We start from the raw sequence: 21,660 nt of genomic DNA on the forward strand, positions 1-21,660 counted from the left end.
AGGTTCCGCGATGACCGAATTGGCTGACCTGACCGCTAACGAGCTGGTAGCCGGGTACCGCGCGCAGACGTTCTCGCCCGTCGAAGTCACCGAAGCCGTCCTCTCGCGCATCGACGCCCGCGAACCCGAACTGCGTGCCCTGTACGCGTACGACGCCGCTTCAGCGCGCGAAGCAGCGAAGGCGTCCGAAGCCCGCTGGCACGCCGGTGAGCCTTCCGGTCCCATCGACGGCGTCCCTCTGACGCTGAAGGAAAACATCGCCTCCGTCGGCGTCCCCACGCCCCTAGGCACTGCTGCCACGGCCTTGAAGCCCGCCGCTGCAGACGCCCCCGCCGCAGCCCGCGTACGCGAGTCAGGCGCAGTACTGCTGGCAAAGACGACCATGCCCGACTACGGCATGCTCACCTCAGGTCTCTCGAGCTTCCACGCCGCTTCGCGCAACCCGTGGGACGTCACACGCACCCCCGGCGGCTCCAGCGCCGGTGCCGCCTCCGCAGCCGCCGCGGGCTACGGCCCCTTGCACGTAGGCACCGACATCGGAGGCTCGATCCGCCTCCCCGCCGGTTGGTGCGGCTTGGTCGGCCTGAAACCCAGCTTCGGCCGCGTCCCGGTGGACCCGCCCTTCCTCGGCCGCGTCGCCGGACCCCTGACCAGGACCGTCGCCGACACCGCCCTGCTGATGAGCGTCCTGGCCCAACCCGACTCGCGAGACCACCTCAGCCTGCCGCCCGAGCCCATCGACTGGCTTTCCCTGACGGGTTCGCTAAACGGTCTCCGCGTCGGCCTGCACCTCGACCCCGGCGTCGGCCTCCCGGTGACTCCAGCTGTCGCCGACGCGGTCACCGCAGCCGCCGATGTGTTCGCCTCCGCCGGTGCGATCGTGGAACCGGTCGCCCCGTTCCTGACCCGCGAACACCTGAACGGCCTGGACACCTTCTGGCGAGTCCGCGCCTGGTCGGACCTGGCCGCGCTGTCGGAGGAACAGCGTGCGCAAGTCCTGCCGTACATCGCGGAGTGGGCAGCCGGGGGAGCGAATGCGTCCGGTGTGGACACTTACCGAGGTTTCGCCGCCATCGACGCGATCAGCGTGGCAGCCCTGCGAGCGACGGAACCGTACGACGTCGTGCTGTCGCCGACCTGCCCCGTCCTGCCCCCGCCCGCCGACTGGCCATCCCCGACAAACGACCCGACGCGGCCGTTCGAGCACATCGCTTTCACCGTGCCGTACAACATGTCCGGCCAGCCCGCGGTGTCAGTGAACTGCGGCTATACGACGGAGGGCTTGCCGATCGGGCTGCAGATCGCGGGACGCCGGTTCGCGGACCTGGAGGTCCTGCGGGTCGCGGCGGAGTTCGAGAAACTGCGCGGGGATCAGCGTCCTTGGCCGGTCAGCTAAGCGGGTTTCCGCTCAACACAGCCAGCTCGTCGGCTACCTCCAAGATGGACAGCCGCAATTTGCCGAGTTCAGAACGAAGTTGTGCGTGAAGTGACCAAGCTAGTTCGTGGTCGCGGCTGCCGATGCCCGATGGCCGTACGTCGTGGTGGTTGTCGAGCCTGGGGTGCCAGTATACGAGAAATGGCCGCAGAAGGTCCTCTTGCAGCCGGCTGGTCAGCGTTGCTAGGCCAGGCCGGATTAGCGTTGACGGGCGTAGTGCATCTGGATCGACGTCTCCGCAGATCTGACGAATCCGGTCGAACAACGTGTGCAGTGAAGACAGGGCGTCCCGCAGCATGCCCTCTCCGTCTGGAAGTTCGCGGAGCGCGACTCGGCTGTTCACCTCGTTGAGAATCCGGTGCGCAGTGCGTCGCACCTCGTCGTCCAACGTCGAACGATGCCTCGCGGCGACAACTGTGGGCCGCGGACGTGCTCGGTCCGCAAGGAACTGCACGGCTCTCTCCCGCAACTGCTCCGCACGGCTGGGCCGATGGTCTGCTTGCCGTAGCGCGAGCTGAAACGCCCTTGGCAATCGGAATTCTCCCAGACCGCTGTCGACGAGTACTCCGCTGGCCAGAAGGCCAGTAACAGAGCTCTCCACGGTGTCGAGGCCACTGTCGCCGACCTGTCTGTGTTCACCGGTGAGAATGCCCGCGATCACACCGAGGGGAAGGGGGACCGGGGTAGTCGCAACGAGCACTCGGACCACATCCCAAGCCTCCTCTCCCAGACCGGCGACGATCGGTGCGAGCCGATCTATCACTGGGTCAAGCAGCGGTGTCCTGAACCGGTACAGACGATCCAGTGCGACGTCTGTGCTGCTCGAGAATTGCTCAGCAAGACGCCTGGCCAGCCCAGTGCTGCCTTCGGCTGCGATGCGTAACGCCGGATCAAGGTCCAATTCGTCCTCGCGGAGATCTCCCAATTCAATGCTGGTGCCGAGCTTGGCGAGGCGTGGATCCCGCGTCAGCGCGAGACACGCCGCAGGAGCCTTGAAGTCGTCGAACGGTGCGGTGACATCCTCGGCTACCACTAGATCTCCGGCTTGTGCGGTGGACCAGTCGTTCACGAGGACCCGGTTGTACGTGCGGCCGAATTCCTGCACGTACGCGCGGGCAAGGGTGGTTTTGCCGCTATCGACCAGCCCGTGTACTACGGCAGTCCCGCCGTGACGGAGGATCGAGTGAAGTTGCCATAGTTCGGTCCATCGGCCGGTGAACTTAGTCGGTGCGGCGAACTCGCCAAGGCGTTCTGGCGATGGCTTCGACCCGATGGCCCCGGACACCGATGCGACGCGCTCGCGCACTGCCTCGACCAACGCGGCCAACGCCGGCTTCAGTGCGGGATGCCCGGGAAGTAGGACGTCGAGAATTTCTCGGGGCGCTAGGTGTTCGGTGCCTGGTTCGGGATTCACGACCAGCACGTGTTCCGGACCTGCCAGATACGCTGTCGTGAACTCTTCCTGGCACGCGCGTCGAGATCCGTAGCTGCGACTGTAGTACGCGAGCAGGACCCGGGACTCGCTGAGTGCGCGCCGCAAGCGATCTGTAATCGACTCGAACTGCCGGATCTGTTCAACATCGAGAAACACCCGCAGGCCAGCAGTTTCCAGGGCCGATACGATGCGCTGCACCGCGGCGGCGTCCGCACGGTCGTAGCTGATGAAGACGTCCACGCTCCCGGCACTCCCTCCTGCTCTCTTTGGACAGCTGATCGTGCCCCTACCTCTCTAGAATGCCGAACATGGACGTATCCGGGCGACCTGACCAGTCTCTGGCCTGGAATCTGCACGTCGAACTGGCCAGCCGGATCTCCGCGGTCCGCCTCGGACCGGACGAGGGAATGCTGTCGGAGGCGCTCAGCAGCCTCTACCAGGTGTTCACCGAAGCGCGCCGGGCACTGGCCGAGCATCCGCCGGAGCGGTCGCTGACGTCGGATTCCTTGCACCAGGTGGTATTCCTGTTGCTCAATGACGGACTGCGCCCGTTCCTGGCTAAATGGCATCCGCTCCTCGACGCCCACCTCGAGCGTCGTCCGCCGCGGGTGTCCCAGTTCGAGCACGAGCGGGCGTGGGACCAGGCTGGGCAGCTGCGTGCCGAGCTGGCCGACCTGCAGGTGCTGCTGCGCGACGCGACCGAACGGCTCGCCGAACTCGCCGGCGCGGGCTCGCTCCTGATGGCGGTGCGGTGATGGGAAGGCGAAGCAGGCAGTTCCGGCCGCGCGAGGTCGGGGTGAAACTGAAGCTGCCGTTCGTCGGCGAGATCAGCGGATCCTGGACGCCGCATCAGGCGGAAGCGAAAGCAGCGCGGGAGCTGTACGTCGAACTGGCGACCCGGATCTCAGTCGTCAAACTCCGCCGCGACGAAGGCCTCGCGCGGGAAGCGCTGAGCAGTCTCTACACGCTGTTCGGCACCACACGGGACATCCTGCGCAAGTACGGCCCGGAAGTGTCCCCGAGGGGCCGCGCGGACGCGATCACCTTCGGAAAGCTCGTGCTGACAATGCTGAACGTGGGCGGTGCGCCCGCTGGTGGCGCGTTGACACCCTCGCCTCGGCTCGTGGGACGCCACCCGCGCGGACGGCGTCGCGCCGATCGACCACGAGAACGAATGGGAACGCATCGAGGAACTGCGCGCGGAAATCGAATCAGTGCGCGTCGCGCTCCTGCCGGTTGCTGAACAGCTGGCGGAGGTCTCTGGAGCTGCTCCGTTAACGCCGGATCGAAACTGCGTAGCCGCGCTGTGCCAGCGCCGCATTTGACGTTACCGGATCGTGTCCGACGGTACGTCGCCAGGGCCACGCTCTGCGCGAAGGTTTTCCACTGACGGGTAGTTGTGCGTTTCCGCGTTGCGGACCCATCGGCGGATTTCGGCAGCGGACTCGAAGAAATTTTGAAGTTGTGCTTCTTCGTTTTGCCCGAACGATTTGGGAGTGTCCAGAACTTGGCGGCGAAGGTCCAGGTACGCGGACTCTCCGCTGCGGAAGGCTTTGTGGTTTTCGTCGACTCGAAATGCTCGCGCGAGAGACAGCATGATAAACCCATGTGCACCGACGATGGTGACTGTCCACTTGGAGGTCGGGTCATTGGTGACAGCCTGAGTGAGGAACGGTACAAGTGCGGTCGAAAGTGTCACCCAGACGAGGCAGTAGTGACGGAAGGTCTGGGCTTTTTCGGCCCTGGACTTCCAGTATGTCAACGCTCCACGAATTCGATCCTCATGTTGAATCAAGCGGATTTTTGCTAGCTCGGAAAAATGTGTTGATTCACTGAATAAAGGTTCTCCGGGTGGCAGGCTTGTTTTTCGAAAGAGCGAAACTGCGGTCGGGGTGAAAGATGCGATGGCTATTGCTGAATAGAAAATGAGCGCGATGGTCCAGCCGGACACAAGTACCTCCCCGTGCTTGATGAGCCGGTCACGGAGAAGATACCTATTGCTTATTGAAAGTAGCTAACGTTCCGATCTCTTCAAGGTGGCGATTAGTTACTCCGCCCGATCGCCTCCGCCAACGCCAGCACTCGCCGCGCGTTCTCCACATGCAAGTTCTCGATCATCCGCCCATCCACCGTCACCACGCCGCGTCCCGCAGCCGAAGCCTCCTCGAACGCCGCGATGATCCGCCGTGACCGGTCGATCTCTTCCTCCGACGGCGCGAAGACCCGGTTGCACGGCTCCACCTGCGAAGGATGGATCAACGTCTTCCCGTCGAATCCGTACTGCCGCCCCTGCAAGCACTCCGCCTCGAAGCCCTCAGCGTCCTTGACGTCGTTGTAGACCCCGTCGAGGATCACCTTCCCGGTCGCCCGCGCGGCGAGCAGGCACAGCGAAAGCCCGCCCAGCAACGGGCCCCGGCCCGGTACGAACTCCGCGTGCAGTTCCTTCGCCAGGTCGTTCGTGCCCATCACCAGCACGGTCAACCTTTCCGACGCTCCCGCGATCTCCTCCGCGTGCAGCATCGCGACCGGAGTCTCCACCATCGCCCAGATCTTCGTGTGCTCCGGCGCTCCGCCAAGCTCCAGCGCGCGCTCGATGTTGTGCACCTCAGCCGCCGAGTTCACCTTCGGCGCCACCACCGCGGCGGGGCCGGCGGCAGCGGCGGCGCGCAGGTCGGCGTCGTGCCATTCGGTGTCCAGGCCGTTGACCCGGATCGTCACTTCCCGCGAGCCGTAAGTGCCAACAGCGGCGCAGACCCGCTCCCGCGCGGCTTCCTTCGCATCGGGGGCGACGGCGTCTTCCAAGTCCAGGATCAACGCATCCGCAGGCAGAGACTTGGCCTTCTCCAGCGCGCGTTCGTTCGCGCCGGGCATGTACAGCACGGACCGCCGCGGGCGGAGTTCGGTCATGACTGGATCTCCTTCGTCGCGGCGTCGTACGCGGCGGCCAGTTCGGGGTCGGTGGCGGCCAGTTCGTCAGCCAGTTCCACGACCACCCGGCACTGCTTGACCGAGGCGTCGTCCTGCATTTTCCCGTCGATCATCACCGCGCCGGTGCCGTCGCCCATCTCGGCGATCACGCGCCGGGCCCAGGCCACGTCGGCGGGGGACGGCGAGAAAACCTTCTTCGCGATGTCGATCTGCACCGGGTGCAGGCTCCACGCGCCGACGCAGCCGAGCAGGAACGCGTTGCGGAACTGGTCCTCGCAGGCCACCACGTCGCGGATGTCCCCGAACGGCCCGTAGTACGGAAGGATTCCGTTCATCGCGCACGCGTCGACCATCCGCGCGACCGTGTAGTGCCACAGGTCCTGCTGATACGTCGAGCGGCCCTCGTTCAGGTCCTCGCCGACCGGGTCGGTGCGCACCAGATAACCCGGGTGGCCGCCGCCGACGCGGGTCGTCTTCATCCGGCGGCTCGCGGCCAGGTCGGCCGGGCCCAGCGAGATGCCCTGCATGCGCGGCGAGGCGCCGGCGATCTCCTCGACGTTCGCCACGCCGCTCGCCGTTTCCAGGATCGCGTGCACCAGCAGCGGTTCGGTCAGCCCGGCCCGCGCCTCCAACTGCGCCAGCAACCGGTCGACGTAATGAATGTCCTGCGCGCCTTCGACCTTCGGGATCATGATCACGTCGAGCTTGTCGCCGATCTCGGTGACCAGCGTGATCAGGTCGTCGAGCACCCACGGCGAGTCGAGGCTGTTCACCCGCGTCCACAGCTGCGTGCGGCCGAAGTCCGTCGCCTTCGCGATCGACACCAGCCCGGCGCGGGCGGCTTCCTTGCGGTCCGCGCGGACCGCGTCCTCGAGGTTGCCGAGCAGCACGTCGGTCTTCTTCGCGAGGTCGGGGACCTTCGCGGCCATCTTTTCGTTGCCCGGATCGAAAAAGTGGATCATGCGCGACGGGCGCACCGGGATCTGCCGCGGCGGTTGCGGCGCTCCGACGGCGAGCGGGGCGAAGAAGTCCTTCGGCGAGCGCATCCTGGTCCTCCCGGCGGGTACTTGACCGACGGGTAACCCTAAACCGGAGACGCGAACCCCCGCTGCGGCGAAGCTCACCCGCCAACCGGGTGACGCCCGTGACCAGCGGAAGTCCACTGTGGAACCGCGTTGATTAGGCCGATCGGAGTAAGGAACTGCGCCGCTTGCCCTGCCCCGCGAGGGGTGGCGCGACACCCGGCGGAAGCGCTCCGTGCCCACCACTCACCCCCGTCTCACTCGGTTGGCCGCACGGTCGGGCTGAAGTCGAACGACCGCCCACCGACCGGTCACCGACCGCTGAGCGCCGCCGATCGCACGCGGCGGGGCAACCCGGAGACCTCGCGTCTTTGCCCTGGTACTCAGTTCATGTACCGGTTTTCGCCGGTACACGGGAACAGGTGCTTGAAGGAGGCGGACTCGTGGCGGCTACCCCACAGAACACCGAGCGCTCGACGGTCGCCGGCGGTGCGAAGCGCAGCCGGACGACGGCGAGCCGGGTGCTGCCGCCGATCGAGCTCCCCGCGAGCGTCGACGAGCTGGCGCGCAAGGCCGCGGCCCTTCTGGGCTGGAACGGCGTGGTGCTGCCCGCGACGACCCTGCTCGGCCGCAAGGTCAGCATCGTCGCGAAGCTCAAGACCGACGTGCACGCGGAGCGGATCGCGATGGGTGTCGGTCCCGTCGCCGATCGCGCCCTCGTCGACACCTGGACCTGGCCAGAGCTGGCCGCGACCGCACCCGCGCCGGCCGCCGAGATCATCGGCGTCCTCGCGGTCGCCCGGCACTGGCGGACCGCGATGGCCTCCGCGGTGCCCTTTTCGCGCTACGGCGAGGCCGCGATGGTGCTCCCATCGCCTGCCGTGCTGACCGATGACTACGTGACGAACTGCCTGCCGCGCGCCCGCGCGTACGGGCTCGCGGTCGTCACCGCCGACCCGTACGCCACCGCCGACCTCGACCTCGACACCCACCACGACCGGGTGCTGCTGCAGGAGGACCCGGTTTCGCGCTGGGTCAACGAGATGGCCTACGACCTGCTGCTGCGCGAGGACTCCGACGCCCCGGTCCCCGCCGAGGCGGACTGAAGCACCGGCCTCGGGCCGCGCGCGGCGATAGAGTCGGGCTCATGCGAGTCGTCATTGCTGGCGGACACGGCCAGATCGCCCTGCACCTGGAAAAGCTGCTCGCGCAGCGGCACGACGCGCCGGTCGGCATCGTGCGCAACCCCGAGCACGAAGCCGACCTCACCGCCGTCGGCGCCGAGACTGTCGTGCTCGACCTCGAAAAGTCCGATGTGGACGCTGTGGCCAAGGTGCTCGAGGGCGCGGACGCCGCGGTGTTCTCCGCCGGGGCAGGCCCGGGCAGCGGCGAAGGCCGCAAGGACACCGTCGACCGCGGCGCGGCAGTGCTGTTCGCCGACGCCGCGCAGCGGGCGGGCGTCCGCCGGTTCATCCAGGTCGGCTCGATCAACGCGGACAAGGCGGACGACCCCGGCTTCGAACCGGTTTTCGCCGCCTACCTGCGGGCCAAGCGCGCGGCCGAGGAGGACCTCAAGGCCCGCGACCTCGACTGGACGATCCTGCGCCCCGGCCGGCTGACCAACGATTCCGGCACCGGTCAGGTGAAGATCGCGGAGAAGGTCGGCGGCGGGGAGATCCCGCGCGAGGACGTCGCCGCGGTGCTGCTGGCGCTGCTCGACACTCCGGCGACGGCCCGGCGCACGCTGGAGCTGGTCTCCGGCGACGCTTCCATCGCCGACGCGCTGTCCCGGATCTGATGCGCGACATCGCGGTTTTCAGCGGCAGCGCACATCCTGAACTCGCCGCGGAAATCTGCGTCAACCTGGGCGTTCCGCTGCTTCCGGTGGAGATCGACCGGTTCGCCAACGACTGTCTCCAGGTCCAGCTCCAGGCCAACTGCCGCGAGCGGGACGTCTTCCTGATCCAGCCGCTGGTCAAACCGGTGCAGGAGAACCTGGTCGAGCTGCTGTTGATGCTCGACGCGGCCCGTGGCGCCTCGGCCGCGCGCACCACCGTGGTGATGCCGCACTATTCGTACGCGCGCTCGGACAAGAAAGACGCGCCGCGGATCTCCATCGGCGGCAGGCTGGTCGCCGATCTGATGGTCACCGCGGGCGCGAACCGCGTGCTCACCATGACGCTGCACTCGCCGCAGGTGCACGGGTTCTTCAGCGTGCCGGTCGACCATCTGCACGCGCTGCACGAGCTGGCCCAGTACTTCCGGCAGTACGACCTCTCGGAAACCACGGTCGTGTCGCCGGATTTGGGCAACGCCAAGGAGGCCGCGCATTTCGCCCGGCTGCTCGGCGCCAAGGTCGCGGCGGGCGCGAAACAGCGGTTCGCCGACGACCGCGTCGAGATCACGTCGGTGATCGGCGAGATCGCCGGACGCGACATCATCGTGCTGGACGACGAGATCGCCCGCGGCAGCACGGTGCTGGAACTGCTGGACCGGCTGCGCGAGATGGGCGCGCGGTCGATCCGGGTGGCCTGTACGCACGGGCTGTTCGCCGACGGCGCGCTCAAGCGGATCGGTGGCCAGGAGGACGTCCTGGAGATCGTCTGCACGAACACCGTGCCGGTGCCCGCCGAGGAACGCACGGAGAAATTGCGGATCCTGTCCATTGCCCCGGCGCTGGCCGAGGCGATGCGGCGAATCCACAATGGAGAGTCGGTCAGTTCGCTGTTCGAGCCGAACTGACACCCGGGCTGATCAGACGCTGCCGAGTACCCGGTCGAGATAGGTGTTGGTGAACGTCCCGGCCGGGTCGCACTCCTTGCGGATCCGCAGGAAATCGTCGAAGTGCGGGTAGCGGGTGCGCAGCACGGAGGCGTCGAGGTCGTGCATTTTGCCCCAGTGCGGCCGTCCGCCGACCTGGCCCACGACGTTCTCGAACGCGGTGAAGTACTCGCGGTAGGGCATGCCGAGGAACTGGTGGATCGCGATGTAGGCGGAATCGCGGCCGTTCGCGGTGGACAGCCAGATGTCGTCCGCCGCGGCCACCCGCACCTCGACCGGGAACGCCACCGGGTCTTTCAGCCGCGGCACCACCCCGCGCAGCTCGGCCAGCACGTCGAGCACGGATTCGCGCGGGACCGCGTACTCCGACTCCACGAACCGCACCCCGCGATGGGTGACGAAAACCCGGTGCGACAGGTCGCTGTACTCGCGCGGCGAGGACACCTGCGAGGCGAACGCGCCGAGCGGCCGCACCAGCTTCGGCACCGCGCGGCCGAGCCGACACAGCCCGCCGAACGCGATGTTCTCGGTGAGCTCGTAGTCCACGAACTGCTTCAAGCGGGACAACGGTTTCCGCTCGGCGTCCAGCGGCAGGCGGTTGTTGCGCTTCACCAACGCCTTGCTGCCGTAGGGAAACCAGTAGAACTCGAAGTGGTCGTTGTTCGCCGCGTTGTCGTCGAAGCCGTCGAGGACCTGCTCCAGCGGCTCCGGGCGTTCCTGCGCGGAGAGCACAAAGGACGGTTCGCACTGCAGCGTCACCGTGCTGATCACGCCCAGTGCGCCAAGACCGACACGGGCGGCGTGGAACAACTCCGGACGCTCGCCGGCCGAGCAGCGGACCACCGAACCGTCCGCGAGCACCAGTTCCAGCGCGACGATCTGCGTCGAGATCCCGCCGAACCGCGCACCGGTGCCGTGCGTGCCGGTGGAAATCGCGCCCGCGATGGTCTGCGCGTCGATGTCGCCGAGGTTCGTCATGGCCAGCCCGAGCGCGTCGAGAGCGGCGTTCAGGGTGCGCAAAGTAGTGCCGGAACGGACCGTGACCTGCTGCGTTTCCAGGTCAGCGCGCTCGATGCCCGTCCACGCGGTCAGGTCGAGCGCATCGGAATCGGCGGCGGCGATCGCGGTGAACGAATGCCCGCTGCCCCACGCCCGCACGCGGCGCCCGGCGTCGGCGACCCCGGCCACGACCTCGGCGATCTCCGCCGTGCTGCGCGGCCGGTGCACCCGCTGCGGGGTGGCCTTGGCCGTTCCGGCCCAGTTGCTCCACGTCATTGCGGCACCTGTTCTTCGCTGGAAGGTTCCCACGATAGATGCCGGAACCGTAAGTGAATAGTATTCGCGTTTCAAGCGTTGTTGTCGTACCGTAAGTGGTGTGACCACCTCAGCGCACGGGTACGACCTCGCGACGAAGGACCTGGATCCGCCGCTCGCGATCGTCGACCTGGACGCCTTCGACGCCAACGCCGACGACCTGCTGCGCCGGGCCGCGGGCAAGCCGATCCGGGTGGTCAGCAAGTCCGTGCGCTGCCGTGCGCTGCTGGAACGAGCACTCGCGCGAGACGGCTTCGAAGGCCTGATGTGCTACTCGCTCGCCGAGGCCGTTTGGCACGCTGAGCTGGGCACTTCCGACGACATCGTGGTCGCGTACCCGACTGCCGACCACGAAGCGCTTCGCCGGCTGGCCGCGAGCGAACGCGCCCGCGCGGCGATCACGATCATGGTCGATTCGACCGACCACCTCGACCTCGTCGACGCCGCGCTCGGCCACGGCCACCCCGACATCCGCGTGTGCCTCGAACTCGACGCGTCCTGGCGTCCGCTGCCCGGCGTGCACGTCGGCACCCGGCGTTCGCCGGTGTTCAAACCGGCGCAAGCCGTCGCGGTGGCGCGGAAGATCGTCGCGCGGCCGGGGTTCCGGCTGGTCGGGATGATGGCGTACGAAGGCCAGATCGCCGGACTCGGCGACGCCGCCGGAAAAGGCCTGCAAAACCGGGTGATCGGCTGGATGCAACGTCGTTCCGCGGCTGAACTCGCCCGTCGCCGAGGGGCGGCGGTGCGGGCCGTGCGCGAGGTCGCTGACCTGGAGTTCGTCAACGGCGGCGGCACCGGAAGCATCGAAACCACCGGCGCGGAGGACGTGGTCACCGAGATCGCCGCCGGTTCCGGCTTCCTCGCCCCGACGCTGTTCGACGGCTATTCGCACTTCCAGCCGCGCCCGGCCGCGTTGTTCGCGCTGCCGGTGGTGCGCCGCCCGGCGAAGAACGTCGCGACGCTGTACTCCGGCGGATACATCGCCTCGGGACCGACCGGCCCGTCGCGCGAACCGTCGCCGTACCTGCCAGAAGGGTTGCGCCTGCTGGGTTTCGAGGGTGCCGGCGAGGTGCAGACCCCGGTGACCGGCGAGGCCGCGCGCACGCTGCGCCTCGGCGACCGGGTCTGGCTGCGCCACGCGAAAGCCGGGGAACTGGCCGAACGATTCCTGGCGTATCACCTCGTCCGCGGCAGCCAGGTGGAGCGAACCGTCCCGACTTACCGCGGCGAGGGGCAGAACTTCGGTTAAGCGTTCAGTCGCCGAATTTGCTTGCCAGGTAACCCTTCACCACGTGCTTGGCCTCGGCGACGATCCGCTCGTCCCCGTTCGGGTCGCGGCGGAAGGCGAGTTTCAGCAGCGCGTCCGCCGTTTCGTTGGCGATCGCGATGGCGAACCGGAGTTCGTCGGCGGGGCGGTCGACGTGTCCGCGCAGGATTTCGACCAGCGAATCCGCGATGACCGAGTTGTTGTCGCGGTCGTCAGCCAGCAGCCGGACGTCGATGACGTCTCCGAAGTGGACCTTCGAGAATCCCGGCACCTCGCGGTGCATCTGCAGGTAGATGTCGAGCACCGAGTCGACGATGTTCCACCAGTGCTCCGGGCTCAGCTGCTGCAGCCGCTCGTTCACCGCGGCCACGAACCGTTCCAGGTTCCGTTGCGTCAGCGCCTGCACGACCGCGCGTTTGTCCGGGAAGAACTGGTACAGCGACCCGACCGCGACGCCCGCGCGTTTGGCGATCAGCGTGGTGGTGAGCGCGTCGTAGCCCAGCTCGTCGATGAGCACGGCGCTCGCGTCCAGCATCTGTTCCACCCGCCGGGCGCTGCGTTGCTGAACCGGCTTTCGCCGCAGCGGTGTGGGTTCAGCCTGGGTCTCGGCCACGTCGTTCCTCGGAGTCTCTCGCGATTCACTCATCTGATCTGGGACTTTAGCGCCCCGCGGGGCTTCCCCCGAGACGAGTGACGACCTAACATATGAGAACTTTTCACGTTCACCCGCGAGGGTGTCCGAAGGCAAGGGGTGCTCAGCGTGGACCATCCGACCTTCCCGCCCGACTTCCTGTGGGGTGTCTCGACCTCGGCGTTCCAGATCGAGGGGGCGACGGCCGAGGGCGGTCGCGGACCGTCCATCTGGGACACGTTCACCGCCGCCGAAGGCAAGATCGCCCGGGGCGAGGACGCCAAGGTAGCGGCCGACCACTACCACCGCTACTCCGAGGACATCGCCCTGATGGCGGAACTCGGCGTCGGTGCCTACCGGATGTCGATCGCCTGGCCGCGAATCCAGCCCGACGGCTCCGGCAAGCCCAACGCGGAGGGACTTGCCTTCTACGACAAGCTGATCGACGAGGTCTGCGCCGCTGGAATCGCCCCGGCGATCACGCTGTACCACTGGGACACGCCGCAGGCGATCGAGGACAAAGGCGGCTGGCGCTCCCGCGACACCGCCTTCCGCTTCGCCGAATACGCCACGATCGTGGGGGAGCATTTCGCCGATCGGGCGAAACTCTGGATCCCGCTCAACGAGCCGATGGTCATGTCGATCTACGGCTACGGCATCGGCGAGTACGCGCCCGGCGAGTTCCTGCTGCTCGACGCGCTCCCCACCGCGCATCACCAAAACCTCGCCCACGGACTGGCCGTGCAGGCACTGCGCGCGGCCGGCGCGACCGGCATCGGCTCCGCGAACAACCACTCGCCGATCTGGCCCGAGCACGACACCCCCGCCGACCGCGAAGCCGCGGACTGGCTCGACGCGCTGATCAACCGCACCTTCGCCGACCCGATGCTGCTCGGCAGCTACCCCGAACAGGTCCACCCGCACCTGCCGGACAACTTCGCCGACGACCTCGCCACGATCGCGCAGCCGCTCGACTTCTACGGCGTCAACTACTACGAACCCCAAGGCGTGACGGCTCCCGGCGAGGGCAACCCGCTGCCGTTCGAACTGCGCCCGATCGAGGGTTATCCGATGACCACCAACGACTCGCCGATCGTCCCGCAGGCGCTGCGCGAACTGCTGGTGTCCTTCCACGAGCGCTACCGCGAGCACCTGCCGCCGGTCCAGATCACCGAGAACGGCTGCAGTTTCGCCGACGAACCCGCGGCCGACGGCAGCGTCCCCGACCCCGAGCGCATCGAATTCCTCGCCAGCCACCTGCAAGCCCTGCGCGAAGCGATGGATGCCGGCGTCGACGTGCGCGGATACTTCGTCTGGTCGCTGCTCGACAACTTCGAATGGTCCAAGGGCTACGCGCCCCGCTTCGGGCTCGTGCACGTGGACTACGAGACGCAACGCCGCACGCCCAAGGATTCCTTCGCCTGGTACCGGAAGCTGGTCCGCCATGAGTGACACCGCCGCCGCTGTCCCGGAGGTCTTCGCCGAGCCGGTCAAACGCGTCCGCGCCGGGTGGATGACGCTGCTGTTCCTCGCGAACATCGCGCTGTGGCTTGGCGTTTACGCGCCGATCCAGGTCTTGCTGCCGCAGCAGGCCGAACTGCTCGACGCCGCGCACAAGGAAGCCGTCTTCGGCATCGTGACCGGCATCGGCGCGGCCGTCGCGCTCGTCGCGAACCCGGCGATCGGCCTGCTCTCGGACCGCACCTGCTCGCGGTTCGGCAGGCGGCATCCGTGGACGATCGCGGGCGGCGCGCTCGGCGCGGCCGGGCTGCTGGTGCTGGCCGAGGCCCCGAACGTCGTCGTGATGACGATCGGCTGGTGTCTCGTGCAGGCCGGGCTCAACGGCATGCTCGCGACGCTGATGTCCGGCATCGCCGACCGGGTCCCGGTCGGGCAGCGCGCGCAGGTCGGCGGACTGGTCGGCATCGCGCAGATGCTCGGCACCGTGCTCGGCGCGGTGGTGGTCGTGGTGATGCTCGACCTCGCCGGACTGCCGCTCGGCTACGCGGCCTGCGCCGCGATCGTGCTCGCCGGCGCGGCGGCGTTCGTGCTGCGCACGCCGGACGCACGGCTGCCGGTGGAGTTCCGGCCGAGCGGGCGGATCCGCGAAATCCTCGCCGACCTGTGGGTCTCGCCGCGGCGGCATCCGGACTTCGCGTGGGCGTGGGCCTGCCACTTCATGATCAACCTCGGCAACGCGTTCGGCACGCTCTACCTGCTGTTCTTCCTCAAGGACGCGGTGCACTACCCGGATCCGGACAGCGGCCTGCTGATCATGATGGGCCTGTACGGCGTGGCTTTGGTGATCGGCGCGGTGCTGGCCGGGCATTTCTCGGACAAGTCCGGCAAACGCAAGCCGTACGTCCTCGGCTCGGCGGCGATCATGGCGCTGGCCGCCTTGCTGCTGGTGATCTGGCAGAGCTGGCCGGTGGCGCTGGTGGCGTCGCCGCTGCTGGGAGTCGGCTTCGGCACGTACATGGCGGTGGCGCTGGCGATGCTCACGCAGGTGCTGCCCGCGGCGCAGAACCGGGCGAAGGACCTCGGCGTGGTCAACATCGCGAACTCGCTGCCGCAGGTGGTCGCGCCGCTGCTCACGACGTTGATCCTGCAGTGGCTGGGCGGGTATCCGGGACTCTTCGCGGCGTCCGCGGCGGCGACCTTGCTGGCCGGGGTTTTGGTGACTCGCGTGCGGTCGGTGGGTTAGCGCTTGCGTTTGAGCGCGCTCACAGGCTTAGCGTCTTCGGCATGGAGAAGGAAGACGCGCTGACCGAGGCGCTGCGGCTGGCGATCGACCCGCCGGGCACGGTGTCGGTCGAAGCGCTGCGGGAACTGGTCCGGGACGACGACGCGAACGAGTGGGACATCGCGACCACGGCGGAGCATCTCGGGCTCAACCCGCACACGCTGCGGTACTACGAGCGGATCGGGCTCGTCCAGGTCGCCCGGGACAGCGCCGGGCACCGCGTTTACGACGCCGCGTCGGTGCGCCGGCTGGTGTTCCTGACGCGGATGCGCGTGTCCGGCATGTCGATCAGCGACCTGCGCCGCTACGTCGAGCTGATCGAGTCCGGCTCGGACACCGTGCCCGAACGGCGCGAAATGCTCCTGGAGCACCGCGACACCTTGCGCGCGCAGATCGCTCAGCTGCAGCTCTCCCTCGCCGCCACCGAATACAAGATCGCCACTTACCAGGAAGGCCCCCTGCCGTGACCCAGTACGACATCGACAGCCCGGAAAACCTCGCCCGCCGCAAGCACGGCATCGAGGTGCTGTCCCGCATAGACGGTCACCAGGGCGAAGCCGTCATCGATTCCCTCGCCGACATCAACCCCGCGCTCGGGCACCACGTGGCCGCGTTCGCCTTCGGCGACATCTACGACCGGCCGGGCCTCGACCCGCGCAGCCGCCAGCTGGTCACCCTCGGCGTGCTGACCGCGCTCGGCGGCTGCGAAGCCCAGCTGAAGGTGCACATCGGCGCGGCGCTGAACGTCGGGCTCAGCCGCGAGGAGATCACCGAGGCGCTCACGCACTCGGCGGTCTACGCGGGATTCCCGCGAGCGCTGAACGCCACCTTCGCCGCGCGCGAGGTGTTCGCCGCCCGCGACGCGGAGGAAACCGCCTGACGTCCGCGGAGCCCGGCCCGGTCCTCGAGCCGGGCTCCGGAGGTCACCAGCCGCGGTTCTTCCGCGCGTCCTCCGCCAGCTTGTCGGACTTGGCTTTCGCCTCCGCGGCGGCGTCCTTGACGTCCTGTTTGCTGGGCTCGCCGACCTCGTCCAGGTACTTCTTCTTGTCCGGGTCGTTCCACCCCTCCGGGTCGTACTTCCCGTTTTCGAGGTCGTTCCAGTCCTTCTTGGTCGGCCCGATGCCCTGCTCGTTCCGGTTGCCCCATTCGGTGCGCGACTGGTTGCCGTCGAGCGGCTTGTCCGGGCGCTTCCAGTCCGGATCCGAGTCCTTGTCGATGTCCTTGACCGGGTTGCCCTTGTCGTCGAACCGGTACGGGTTGCCGTCCGGGGCCTTGTTGTACTCGTCGATCGTCGGATGCCGCCCGGACGGCGAGGGCAGATCGTGGAACCGCTTGATCATGTCGTCCACGTCTTTTTCGGTGTAGTTCTTCGGGTTTTCCTTGAGATCGGTGAAGTCGAGGAAGGACTTGTGCCACTTCTCGAATTCTTCCTTCTTGCCGCCGGGCCAGTCGAAGTCCGCGCTGTCGCCGATGTCGCGGGTGGCCCGGTTCATTTCCTTCGGATCGGTGATGCGGTCCGCCTGTTGCCCGATCGGACGCCAGTTCTTGTCGAGATCCGGGTGGTCCTTGTGCTTGTAGCCGCCGCTCTTGTCCAGCGAATCGCTCGGCCACTTCGGGTTCTCGCTCTTGATTTCGTCGTTCTTGCCGACCTTGAGCTTGCCCGCGATCCCGTCCTCGATGTTGCCGATCCGGGTGGAGACGCCGCCGATCCCGGCGTTGGTGTGCTGCGGGCCGAGCGGCAGGTTCTTCGGCTGGTTGTGCAGCTTCGGCAGTTCTTCCTCGCCGTATTTCTTCGTCAGCGCGCTCTGCTTGTCGACCGGCTGTTCGTGCACCCAGTTCTTCAGCCCGTCCCGCATTTTCTGGAACGAGATGATGTGCCGTTGCGCCACGTCGCTGCCGGCCTTGTGGAACGGGTCGTTCTTGTCGCCGGTCTGGTTCTTGCGCGCGTTCTTGGCGTCTGAGTTCCACGCCATCCGGTCCCAGACGTCGTCCTTCTTTTTCTTCGCGTCCGGCTTGCTGCCGGAGCCGCTGGAGCCGTCGTCGTCGGCGTCGCGCTTGCGCTTGCCTTTGCCCTTGCCGGTCGACGCGGAACTGGTGCTGCCGCCGCCGTTGCCGGCGTTGTGCTTGGCCGTGGAGTCCGCGGGCGGCGGGTCCGTCGCCTTGCCTTTGCCCTTGCCTTTGCCGCAGCCTTCGAGGCCGAGCGGGTCGTAGGCGGCGAACGGGTCGGGGACGTAGGCGACCGGGTTCGGCCCGCCCTCCAGCCCGAGCGGGTCCTGGCTGAGGTAGCGCGCGGCGGCCGGGTCGTAATAGCGGAACACGTTGTAGTGCAGGCCGGATTCCGCGTCGGCGTACTGGCCGGGGAACTGCAGCGGGATGCCGCCGGGCTGGACCCGGCCCCACAGCGAACGGCGCGCGGTCCAGGCGAGGCCGCCGTGCTCGTCGATCAGTTCGGTCGGCGTGCCGATGGCGTCGGTGACGACGGACGCGAACCGGTCGCCGCCGGGGCCGCGTTCGAGCTGGGTGACCGGTTCGTCGCTGCCTGGCCTGCGTTCCCAGGTGGTCGTCCGGCGCACGCCGGCCGGATCGGTGTGCACCTGCTCGATGAGCACGAAGCCGTCCCACACGAACCGGGTCGATTCGGCGACCGAACCGTCGGCCAGCAGCCGTTCCTTGGCGATCCGGCGGCCGAGCGGGTCGTACCGGTAGCGCCACTGCGCGCCGTCCGGCGTGCGCAGGCCGGTGAGCAGATCGCCGGTCCAGACGTACTCCCACACCCGCACGCCGCCCGGGTGCACCTCGCGGTGCCGGATCCGGCGGCCGAGGGAGTCGTAGTCGGCGGACAGGCCGGGGCTGCCCGACCAGGCGGTCAGTTCCCCGGCCGGGTTGTAGCGCAGTTCCTCCCGGCCTGTCGGGGAGGACACCGTGACCACGCGGCCGGCCGGATCCCGGGTGAAGGCCGTCTTCCCGGCGAGACTGTCCTGCACCGCGGCGAGGCTGCCGTCCGCGTAGTACTCGAGACCGCGCCGCTGCACCGGCGTTGTTCCACGGGAAACCTGCTGCGCGGTGACCAGCCCGCGCGGGCCGAACGCCTGCTGCAGGGTGCTGATCCCGTCGGTGTCACGGGCGAGTACGCGGCCCTCGTCGTCCAGCCGGTAGCGCACGGTGTGTCCCGCCGTGGTCAGCGAAACCGGCCGGTCTTCCTCGTCGAAGGTCCACACGCTCTCCGCGCCGGACGGCGTGCGGCGGCGGATCGTCTGACCCTGCTCGTCGTAGGCGAAACGCACCTCGACGCCGTCGATCGCCTCGCGCACGACCCGGCCGTACAGATCGCGGTCGAACTCCACCACCGAATCCGCGGACTCGACCCGCACGACGTTGCCGACCGGGTCGTAGGCATAGCGCACGGTGCGGTGCGGGCCGCGGACCTCGACCCGGTTGCCGAGCAGGTCGTACTCGTTCTCGGTGACCGAACCGTCCGGCTCGGTCACCCGGATCGGCTGCCCCGCCGCGTCGTAGGCGTAGGTGCGGGTCCGGCCGTCGAAATCGGTCTGCGCGACCAGCCTGCCGAGCGGGTCGTAGGTGTAGGTCCAGGTGCGGTTCAGCGGATCGGTGACCGACGTCAGCCGGAGTTCGGTGTCGTAGGTGTAGCTGGTGCGCGCGCCGGAGGGGTCCACGACCGCGGTGACCACGTCGAACGGGCCGTACTCGCGCCGGGTCACGCGGCCGAGCTCGTCGACGTGCTCGATCTCATTGCCCTCGCGGTCATACCGCCACAGCGCGCGCTCGCGGTGCACCCCGATCCGCGACGCGGGTTTGCCGTCGACCGTCCAGCCCAGCTGCGTCCGCCCGCCGCCGACCTCGGGTGCCGAACGCGGCCTGCCGAATTGGTCCAGTTCCGCAGCAGGGTCGTCCGCCTCGGGCTCGGTCGCGAAGAACTCCGGCAACTCGAGCGCGGACCCGGGCTGGTCGTACCGGCGCTGCCAGCTTCTTCCGTTGCCGTACACCGTGATCGCGGCCAGTTCGGTGCCGTCGTGCTCCAGTTCGGCGAGGCTGCCGTCGGGACGGGCGATGGTGAGCGGCGTGCCGTCGTCGGCGTAGGTGTACTCGGTGACCCGGCCGAGCGGGTCGACCCGGCGGAGGAGATTGCCGTAGCGGTCCCATTCCGACAGCGTCACGTTGCCCAGCGGATCGGTCTCCCGGACCGGACGGCCTTCGAGGTTGTACTCGTACTCCGAAACGTGGCCGAGCGAGTCAGTGAACCGGGTGATGCGGGCGGCGGTGTTGTACTCGAACGCGCCGTTGTAGAAGCCTTGCGCGCCTTCGGTGCGCACGCAGCGGCCTTCGGCGTCGTAGACGTAGCGGTAGCCGACGCCGTTGCGGTCTTCCCAGCTCGTGACCCGGCCGTCGGGGTCGTAGGTGTAGCGCTTCGCGGTTCCCGAGGAGTTGACGACCTCGGAGAGATGGCCCTGGTAGTTGTAGCGGTAGCCGCGCACGACGACGTCCGGAGCCGGGCCGGCGCCGATCATCCGCAGTTCGGTGATCCGGTGCCCGTTGGTGCGGAAGCCGACCTGGATCCCGCTCGAATGCGTGAGCAGCACGGGCGCGCCAGTGTCCGAATAGGACAACTCGGTCCGCGAGCCGTCGGCGTCCTCGATCGAACGCAGCGGCAACGCCTTGCCCTCGCCGGAAAACCGCATCGTCCGGTCCGGCCGCACCTGCTCGATGGTGCAACTGCCGTCAGCATGTTTGGTCAACGGCCAGCGCGCGCCCTCGAGCGGCAGCACCGGTTCGTCCCCGGCGGGCATCGGGTAGTAGAGGATGACGCCTTCCGGTCCGTAGTACCGGAGGTATTCCTCGCCGTACTCCAGCCGCTGGTCCACAGTGGACGCCCACGTCGGGCCGAACCAGCGCCCGGAGCGGTAGGACGAGCGATGCGTCCGCCGCACCAGCAGGTGCGCCAGTTCGAGGTCGAAGTCCTCGACGAGCACCTCGCCGCTGGAGATGACGACCGGGTCGGTCAGGCAGGGCGGATCGCCGTCGCCCTCGTTTTTCGCGTTGGACGCTTCGGTCTTGTCTTTGTCCTTCGCCGGATCGGAACGCTCGTTCCCGCCGCGGTCGTTCGTACCCGCTCCGCCACCGGATCCGCCCTCGTCTTTCCCCGGTTCGCGCGGAGGCGGCTCGTGGTTCGCGCCGCCCTTGTGTTCGCCCGGACCGTCGTGCGCGCCGGAAGTGTGGGTGGATTCGTCCTTGGCAGGCGGCGGTTTCTCGTTCGGCGTGTCCTTCGCACCGGAGGTCTTGATGTCCTTCGGCGTGTGCGTGGCGTCCTTGCCCCCGGACTTGATGCTCTTCATCGACTTGGCGACATCGTCGAACAGGCCGCGCGCCTTGGTGAGCAGCTTGCCGAGTTCCTTGAGCGCCTTGGTGAGGTTCTTGACCAGTTCGGCGATCTGCTTGGCGGTCTTGGCCACCAGGTTGACCACCTGCGGCACCACCCAGGCCATCCCGATGCCGAGGGTGAACAGCACCTGCAGCGCCCACGAGATCAGGTGCGCCACGACCTGGGCGATGATGTCGCGCACCAGCATCCGCACCGCGCCGACGACGTCGCCCGCGGTCTTCACCCCGCTGCCCGCGCCCTCGCACGCCTGCGCGGCGCCTTCGAGCGTTTTGGCGACCTCCTCGGCCTGTTTGCGATAGGCGTCGGCGCTGCCGCCCTCCCAGGACTCGATGTCCTTTTTGACCTGTGCGGCCAGATCCTGCGCGACGGAACTGACCTCTTTGGAGACGTTCTTCCAGGTCTCGGAGTACGCGTGGACCTGGTCCGGGTCCCCGGCCAGCTTGTCCAGTGCTTCCTTGAGCGGACCGACGTGCTCGATCAGCCAGCCGACGCCCGCGGCGAGGATCGCGCCGAACGGGTCCATCACCGCGGCGAGCGCTTCCATGCCGACCCCGACCGCGCCCATCACGGTCGCCGCCCAGTCGCCGGACTCGATGCCGTCCTTCAGGCCCTTTCCGGCCTCGAGGATCGAGATGCCGGAGATCGCCGAGGTCGAGTCCTTCTTTTCGGCAACCAAAGGATTCGACATGCCCGGCCTTTCTCCCTG

18 protein-coding genes are annotated in these 21,660 nt (G+C 68.0%); 11 read left to right on the top strand and 7 right to left on the bottom strand.

The features are described from left to right. Window positions 1-10 precede the first annotated feature (10 nt). Window positions 11-1,396 carry an amidase gene (locus WA670_RS04535; RefSeq protein WP_336156981.1) on the top strand — a complete coding sequence of 462 codons (1,386 nt, stop codon included), beginning with the start codon at window positions 11-13 and terminating at the stop codon, window positions 1,394-1,396. Here WA670_RS04535 and WA670_RS04540 read toward each other — a convergent pair. Continuing rightward, window positions 1,389-3,110 (bottom strand): toll/interleukin-1 receptor domain-containing protein, encoded by a 1,722-nt coding sequence (locus WA670_RS04540; protein WP_336156982.1) that lies wholly within the window; start codon window positions 3,108-3,110, stop codon window positions 1,389-1,391. The two genes, WA670_RS04535 and WA670_RS04540, sit on opposite strands and share 8 nt — an antisense overlap. A gap of 68 nt (window positions 3,111-3,178) precedes the next feature. Here WA670_RS04540 and WA670_RS04545 point away from each other — a divergent pair, with 68 nt between their 5' ends. Continuing rightward, window positions 3,179-3,625 (top strand): hypothetical protein, encoded by a 447-nt coding sequence (locus WA670_RS04545; RefSeq protein ID WP_336156983.1) that lies wholly within the window; start codon window positions 3,179-3,181, stop codon window positions 3,623-3,625. Further along, window positions 3,625-4,113 carry a hypothetical protein gene (locus tag WA670_RS04550; RefSeq protein WP_336156984.1) on the top strand — a complete coding sequence of 163 codons (489 nt, stop codon included), beginning with the start codon at window positions 3,625-3,627 and terminating at the stop codon, window positions 4,111-4,113. The genes WA670_RS04545 and WA670_RS04550 overlap by 1 nt, the downstream gene beginning before the upstream one ends. 84 nt (window positions 4,114-4,197) lie before the next feature. Here the strand turns inward: WA670_RS04550 and WA670_RS04555 are convergent, their stop codons facing one another. The 3 genes from WA670_RS04555 to WA670_RS04565 form a co-directional block, all read right to left on the bottom strand. Beyond that, window positions 4,198-4,821 (bottom strand): hypothetical protein, encoded by a 624-nt coding sequence (locus tag WA670_RS04555; protein WP_336156985.1) that lies wholly within the window; start codon window positions 4,819-4,821, stop codon window positions 4,198-4,200. A gap of 92 nt (window positions 4,822-4,913) precedes the next feature. Next, window positions 4,914-5,777: an HpcH/HpaI aldolase/citrate lyase family protein gene (locus tag WA670_RS04560; protein WP_336156986.1), complete on the bottom strand. Its 864-nt coding sequence runs from the start codon at window positions 5,775-5,777 to the stop codon at window positions 4,914-4,916. After that, a complete protein-coding gene (locus WA670_RS04565) occupies window positions 5,774-6,844 on the bottom strand; it encodes an HpcH/HpaI aldolase/citrate lyase family protein (RefSeq protein ID WP_037809257.1) in 1,071 nt (356 codons plus the stop codon). Before WA670_RS04565 ends, WA670_RS04560 begins: the two co-directional genes overlap by 4 nt. A gap of 419 nt (window positions 6,845-7,263) precedes the next feature. Between WA670_RS04565 and WA670_RS04570 the strand changes: the two genes are divergently transcribed. From WA670_RS04570 to WA670_RS04580, 3 genes are read left to right on the top strand one after another with little or no spacing between them, the layout of a single operon-like run. Then, window positions 7,264-7,926: a hypothetical protein gene (locus tag WA670_RS04570; RefSeq protein WP_037809258.1), complete on the top strand. Its 663-nt coding sequence runs from the start codon at window positions 7,264-7,266 to the stop codon at window positions 7,924-7,926. A 41-nt stretch (window positions 7,927-7,967) separates the two neighbouring features. Beyond that, entirely contained in the window at window positions 7,968-8,618 is a 651-nt protein-coding gene (locus WA670_RS04575) for an SDR family oxidoreductase (protein WP_037809259.1), read from the top strand. Next, on the top strand, window positions 8,618-9,562 hold the full coding sequence (locus tag WA670_RS04580) for a ribose-phosphate diphosphokinase (protein ID WP_037809261.1): 945 nt from the start codon (window positions 8,618-8,620) through the stop codon (window positions 9,560-9,562). The genes WA670_RS04575 and WA670_RS04580 overlap by 1 nt, the downstream gene beginning before the upstream one ends. A gap of 12 nt (window positions 9,563-9,574) precedes the next feature. Here the strand turns inward: WA670_RS04580 and WA670_RS04585 are convergent, their stop codons facing one another. Continuing rightward, the gene (locus WA670_RS04585) at window positions 9,575-10,876 is read right to left on the bottom strand and encodes a D-arabinono-1,4-lactone oxidase (protein WP_336156987.1); all 1,302 of its coding nucleotides are present in this window, start codon (window positions 10,874-10,876) and stop codon (window positions 9,575-9,577) included. A gap of 100 nt (window positions 10,877-10,976) precedes the next feature. Here WA670_RS04585 and WA670_RS04590 point away from each other — a divergent pair, with 100 nt between their 5' ends. Next, window positions 10,977-12,164, top strand: a complete 1,188-nt coding sequence (locus WA670_RS04590; protein ID WP_336156988.1) for an amino acid deaminase/aldolase — start codon at window positions 10,977-10,979, stop codon at window positions 12,162-12,164. Window positions 12,165-12,168: 4 nt separating this feature from the next. Here WA670_RS04590 and WA670_RS04595 read toward each other — a convergent pair whose 3' ends face one another. Continuing rightward, window positions 12,169-12,828 (bottom strand): TetR/AcrR family transcriptional regulator, encoded by a 660-nt coding sequence (locus WA670_RS04595; RefSeq protein ID WP_037806876.1) that lies wholly within the window; start codon window positions 12,826-12,828, stop codon window positions 12,169-12,171. 114 nt (window positions 12,829-12,942) lie between these two features. On the opposite strand from WA670_RS04595, the gene WA670_RS04600 reads away from it, so the two are divergent. From WA670_RS04600 to WA670_RS04615, 4 genes are read left to right on the top strand one after another with little or no spacing between them, the layout of a single operon-like run. After that, entirely contained in the window at window positions 12,943-14,265 is a 1,323-nt protein-coding gene (locus WA670_RS04600) for a GH1 family beta-glucosidase (RefSeq protein WP_238603660.1), read from the top strand. Beyond that, window positions 14,258-15,517 (top strand): MFS transporter, encoded by a 1,260-nt coding sequence (locus WA670_RS04605; RefSeq protein ID WP_037806877.1) that lies wholly within the window; start codon window positions 14,258-14,260, stop codon window positions 15,515-15,517. Before WA670_RS04600 ends, WA670_RS04605 begins: the two co-directional genes overlap by 8 nt. A 41-nt stretch (window positions 15,518-15,558) precedes the next feature. Next, window positions 15,559-16,023 (top strand): MerR family transcriptional regulator, encoded by a 465-nt coding sequence (locus tag WA670_RS04610; RefSeq protein WP_336156989.1) that lies wholly within the window; start codon window positions 15,559-15,561, stop codon window positions 16,021-16,023. Beyond that, the gene (locus tag WA670_RS04615) at window positions 16,020-16,436 is read left to right on the top strand and encodes a carboxymuconolactone decarboxylase family protein (protein WP_037806880.1); all 417 of its coding nucleotides are present in this window, start codon (window positions 16,020-16,022) and stop codon (window positions 16,434-16,436) included. Before WA670_RS04610 ends, WA670_RS04615 begins: the two co-directional genes overlap by 4 nt. Before the next feature lie 43 nt (window positions 16,437-16,479). On the opposite strand, the gene WA670_RS04620 is transcribed toward WA670_RS04615, so the two are convergent. Continuing rightward, window positions 16,480-21,642, bottom strand: a complete 5,163-nt coding sequence (locus WA670_RS04620) for an RHS repeat-associated core domain-containing protein (RefSeq protein ID WP_336156990.1) — start codon at window positions 21,640-21,642, stop codon at window positions 16,480-16,482. Window positions 21,643-21,660: the final 18 nt, after the last annotated feature.

The sequence above is a fragment of the Amycolatopsis sp. VC5-11 genome, from assembly GCF_037034185.1.
Taxonomy (GTDB): Bacteria; Actinomycetota; Actinomycetes; order Mycobacteriales; family Pseudonocardiaceae; genus Amycolatopsis; species Amycolatopsis nivea.

What these genes read in the sequence shown, in the direction of transcription:
- WA670_RS04545 (WP_336156983.1), top strand. Translation starts at nt 3,179, where the DNA reads ATGGACGTATCCGGGCGACCTGACCAGTCTCTGGCCTGGAATCTGCAC.
- WA670_RS04585 (WP_336156987.1), bottom strand. Translation starts at nt 10,876, where the DNA reads ATGACGTGGAGCAACTGGGCCGGAACGGCCAAGGCCACCCCGCAGCGG.
- WA670_RS04620 (WP_336156990.1), bottom strand. Translation starts at nt 21,642, where the DNA reads ATGTCGAATCCTTTGGTTGCCGAAAAGAAGGACTCGACCTCGGCGATC.
- WA670_RS04535 (WP_336156981.1), top strand. Translation starts at nt 11, where the DNA reads ATGACCGAATTGGCTGACCTGACCGCTAACGAGCTGGTAGCCGGGTAC.
- WA670_RS04550 (WP_336156984.1), top strand. Translation starts at nt 3,625, where the DNA reads ATGGGAAGGCGAAGCAGGCAGTTCCGGCCGCGCGAGGTCGGGGTGAAA.
- WA670_RS04605 (WP_037806877.1), top strand. Translation starts at nt 14,258, where the DNA reads ATGAGTGACACCGCCGCCGCTGTCCCGGAGGTCTTCGCCGAGCCGGTC.
- WA670_RS04610 (WP_336156989.1), top strand. Translation starts at nt 15,559, where the DNA reads ATGGAGAAGGAAGACGCGCTGACCGAGGCGCTGCGGCTGGCGATCGAC.
- WA670_RS04575 (WP_037809259.1), top strand. Translation starts at nt 7,968, where the DNA reads ATGCGAGTCGTCATTGCTGGCGGACACGGCCAGATCGCCCTGCACCTG.
- WA670_RS04565 (WP_037809257.1), bottom strand. Translation starts at nt 6,844, where the DNA reads ATGCGCTCGCCGAAGGACTTCTTCGCCCCGCTCGCCGTCGGAGCGCCG.
- WA670_RS04560 (WP_336156986.1), bottom strand. Translation starts at nt 5,777, where the DNA reads ATGACCGAACTCCGCCCGCGGCGGTCCGTGCTGTACATGCCCGGCGCG.
- WA670_RS04580 (WP_037809261.1), top strand. Translation starts at nt 8,618, where the DNA reads ATGCGCGACATCGCGGTTTTCAGCGGCAGCGCACATCCTGAACTCGCC.
- WA670_RS04595 (WP_037806876.1), bottom strand. Translation starts at nt 12,828, where the DNA reads ATGAGTGAATCGCGAGAGACTCCGAGGAACGACGTGGCCGAGACCCAG.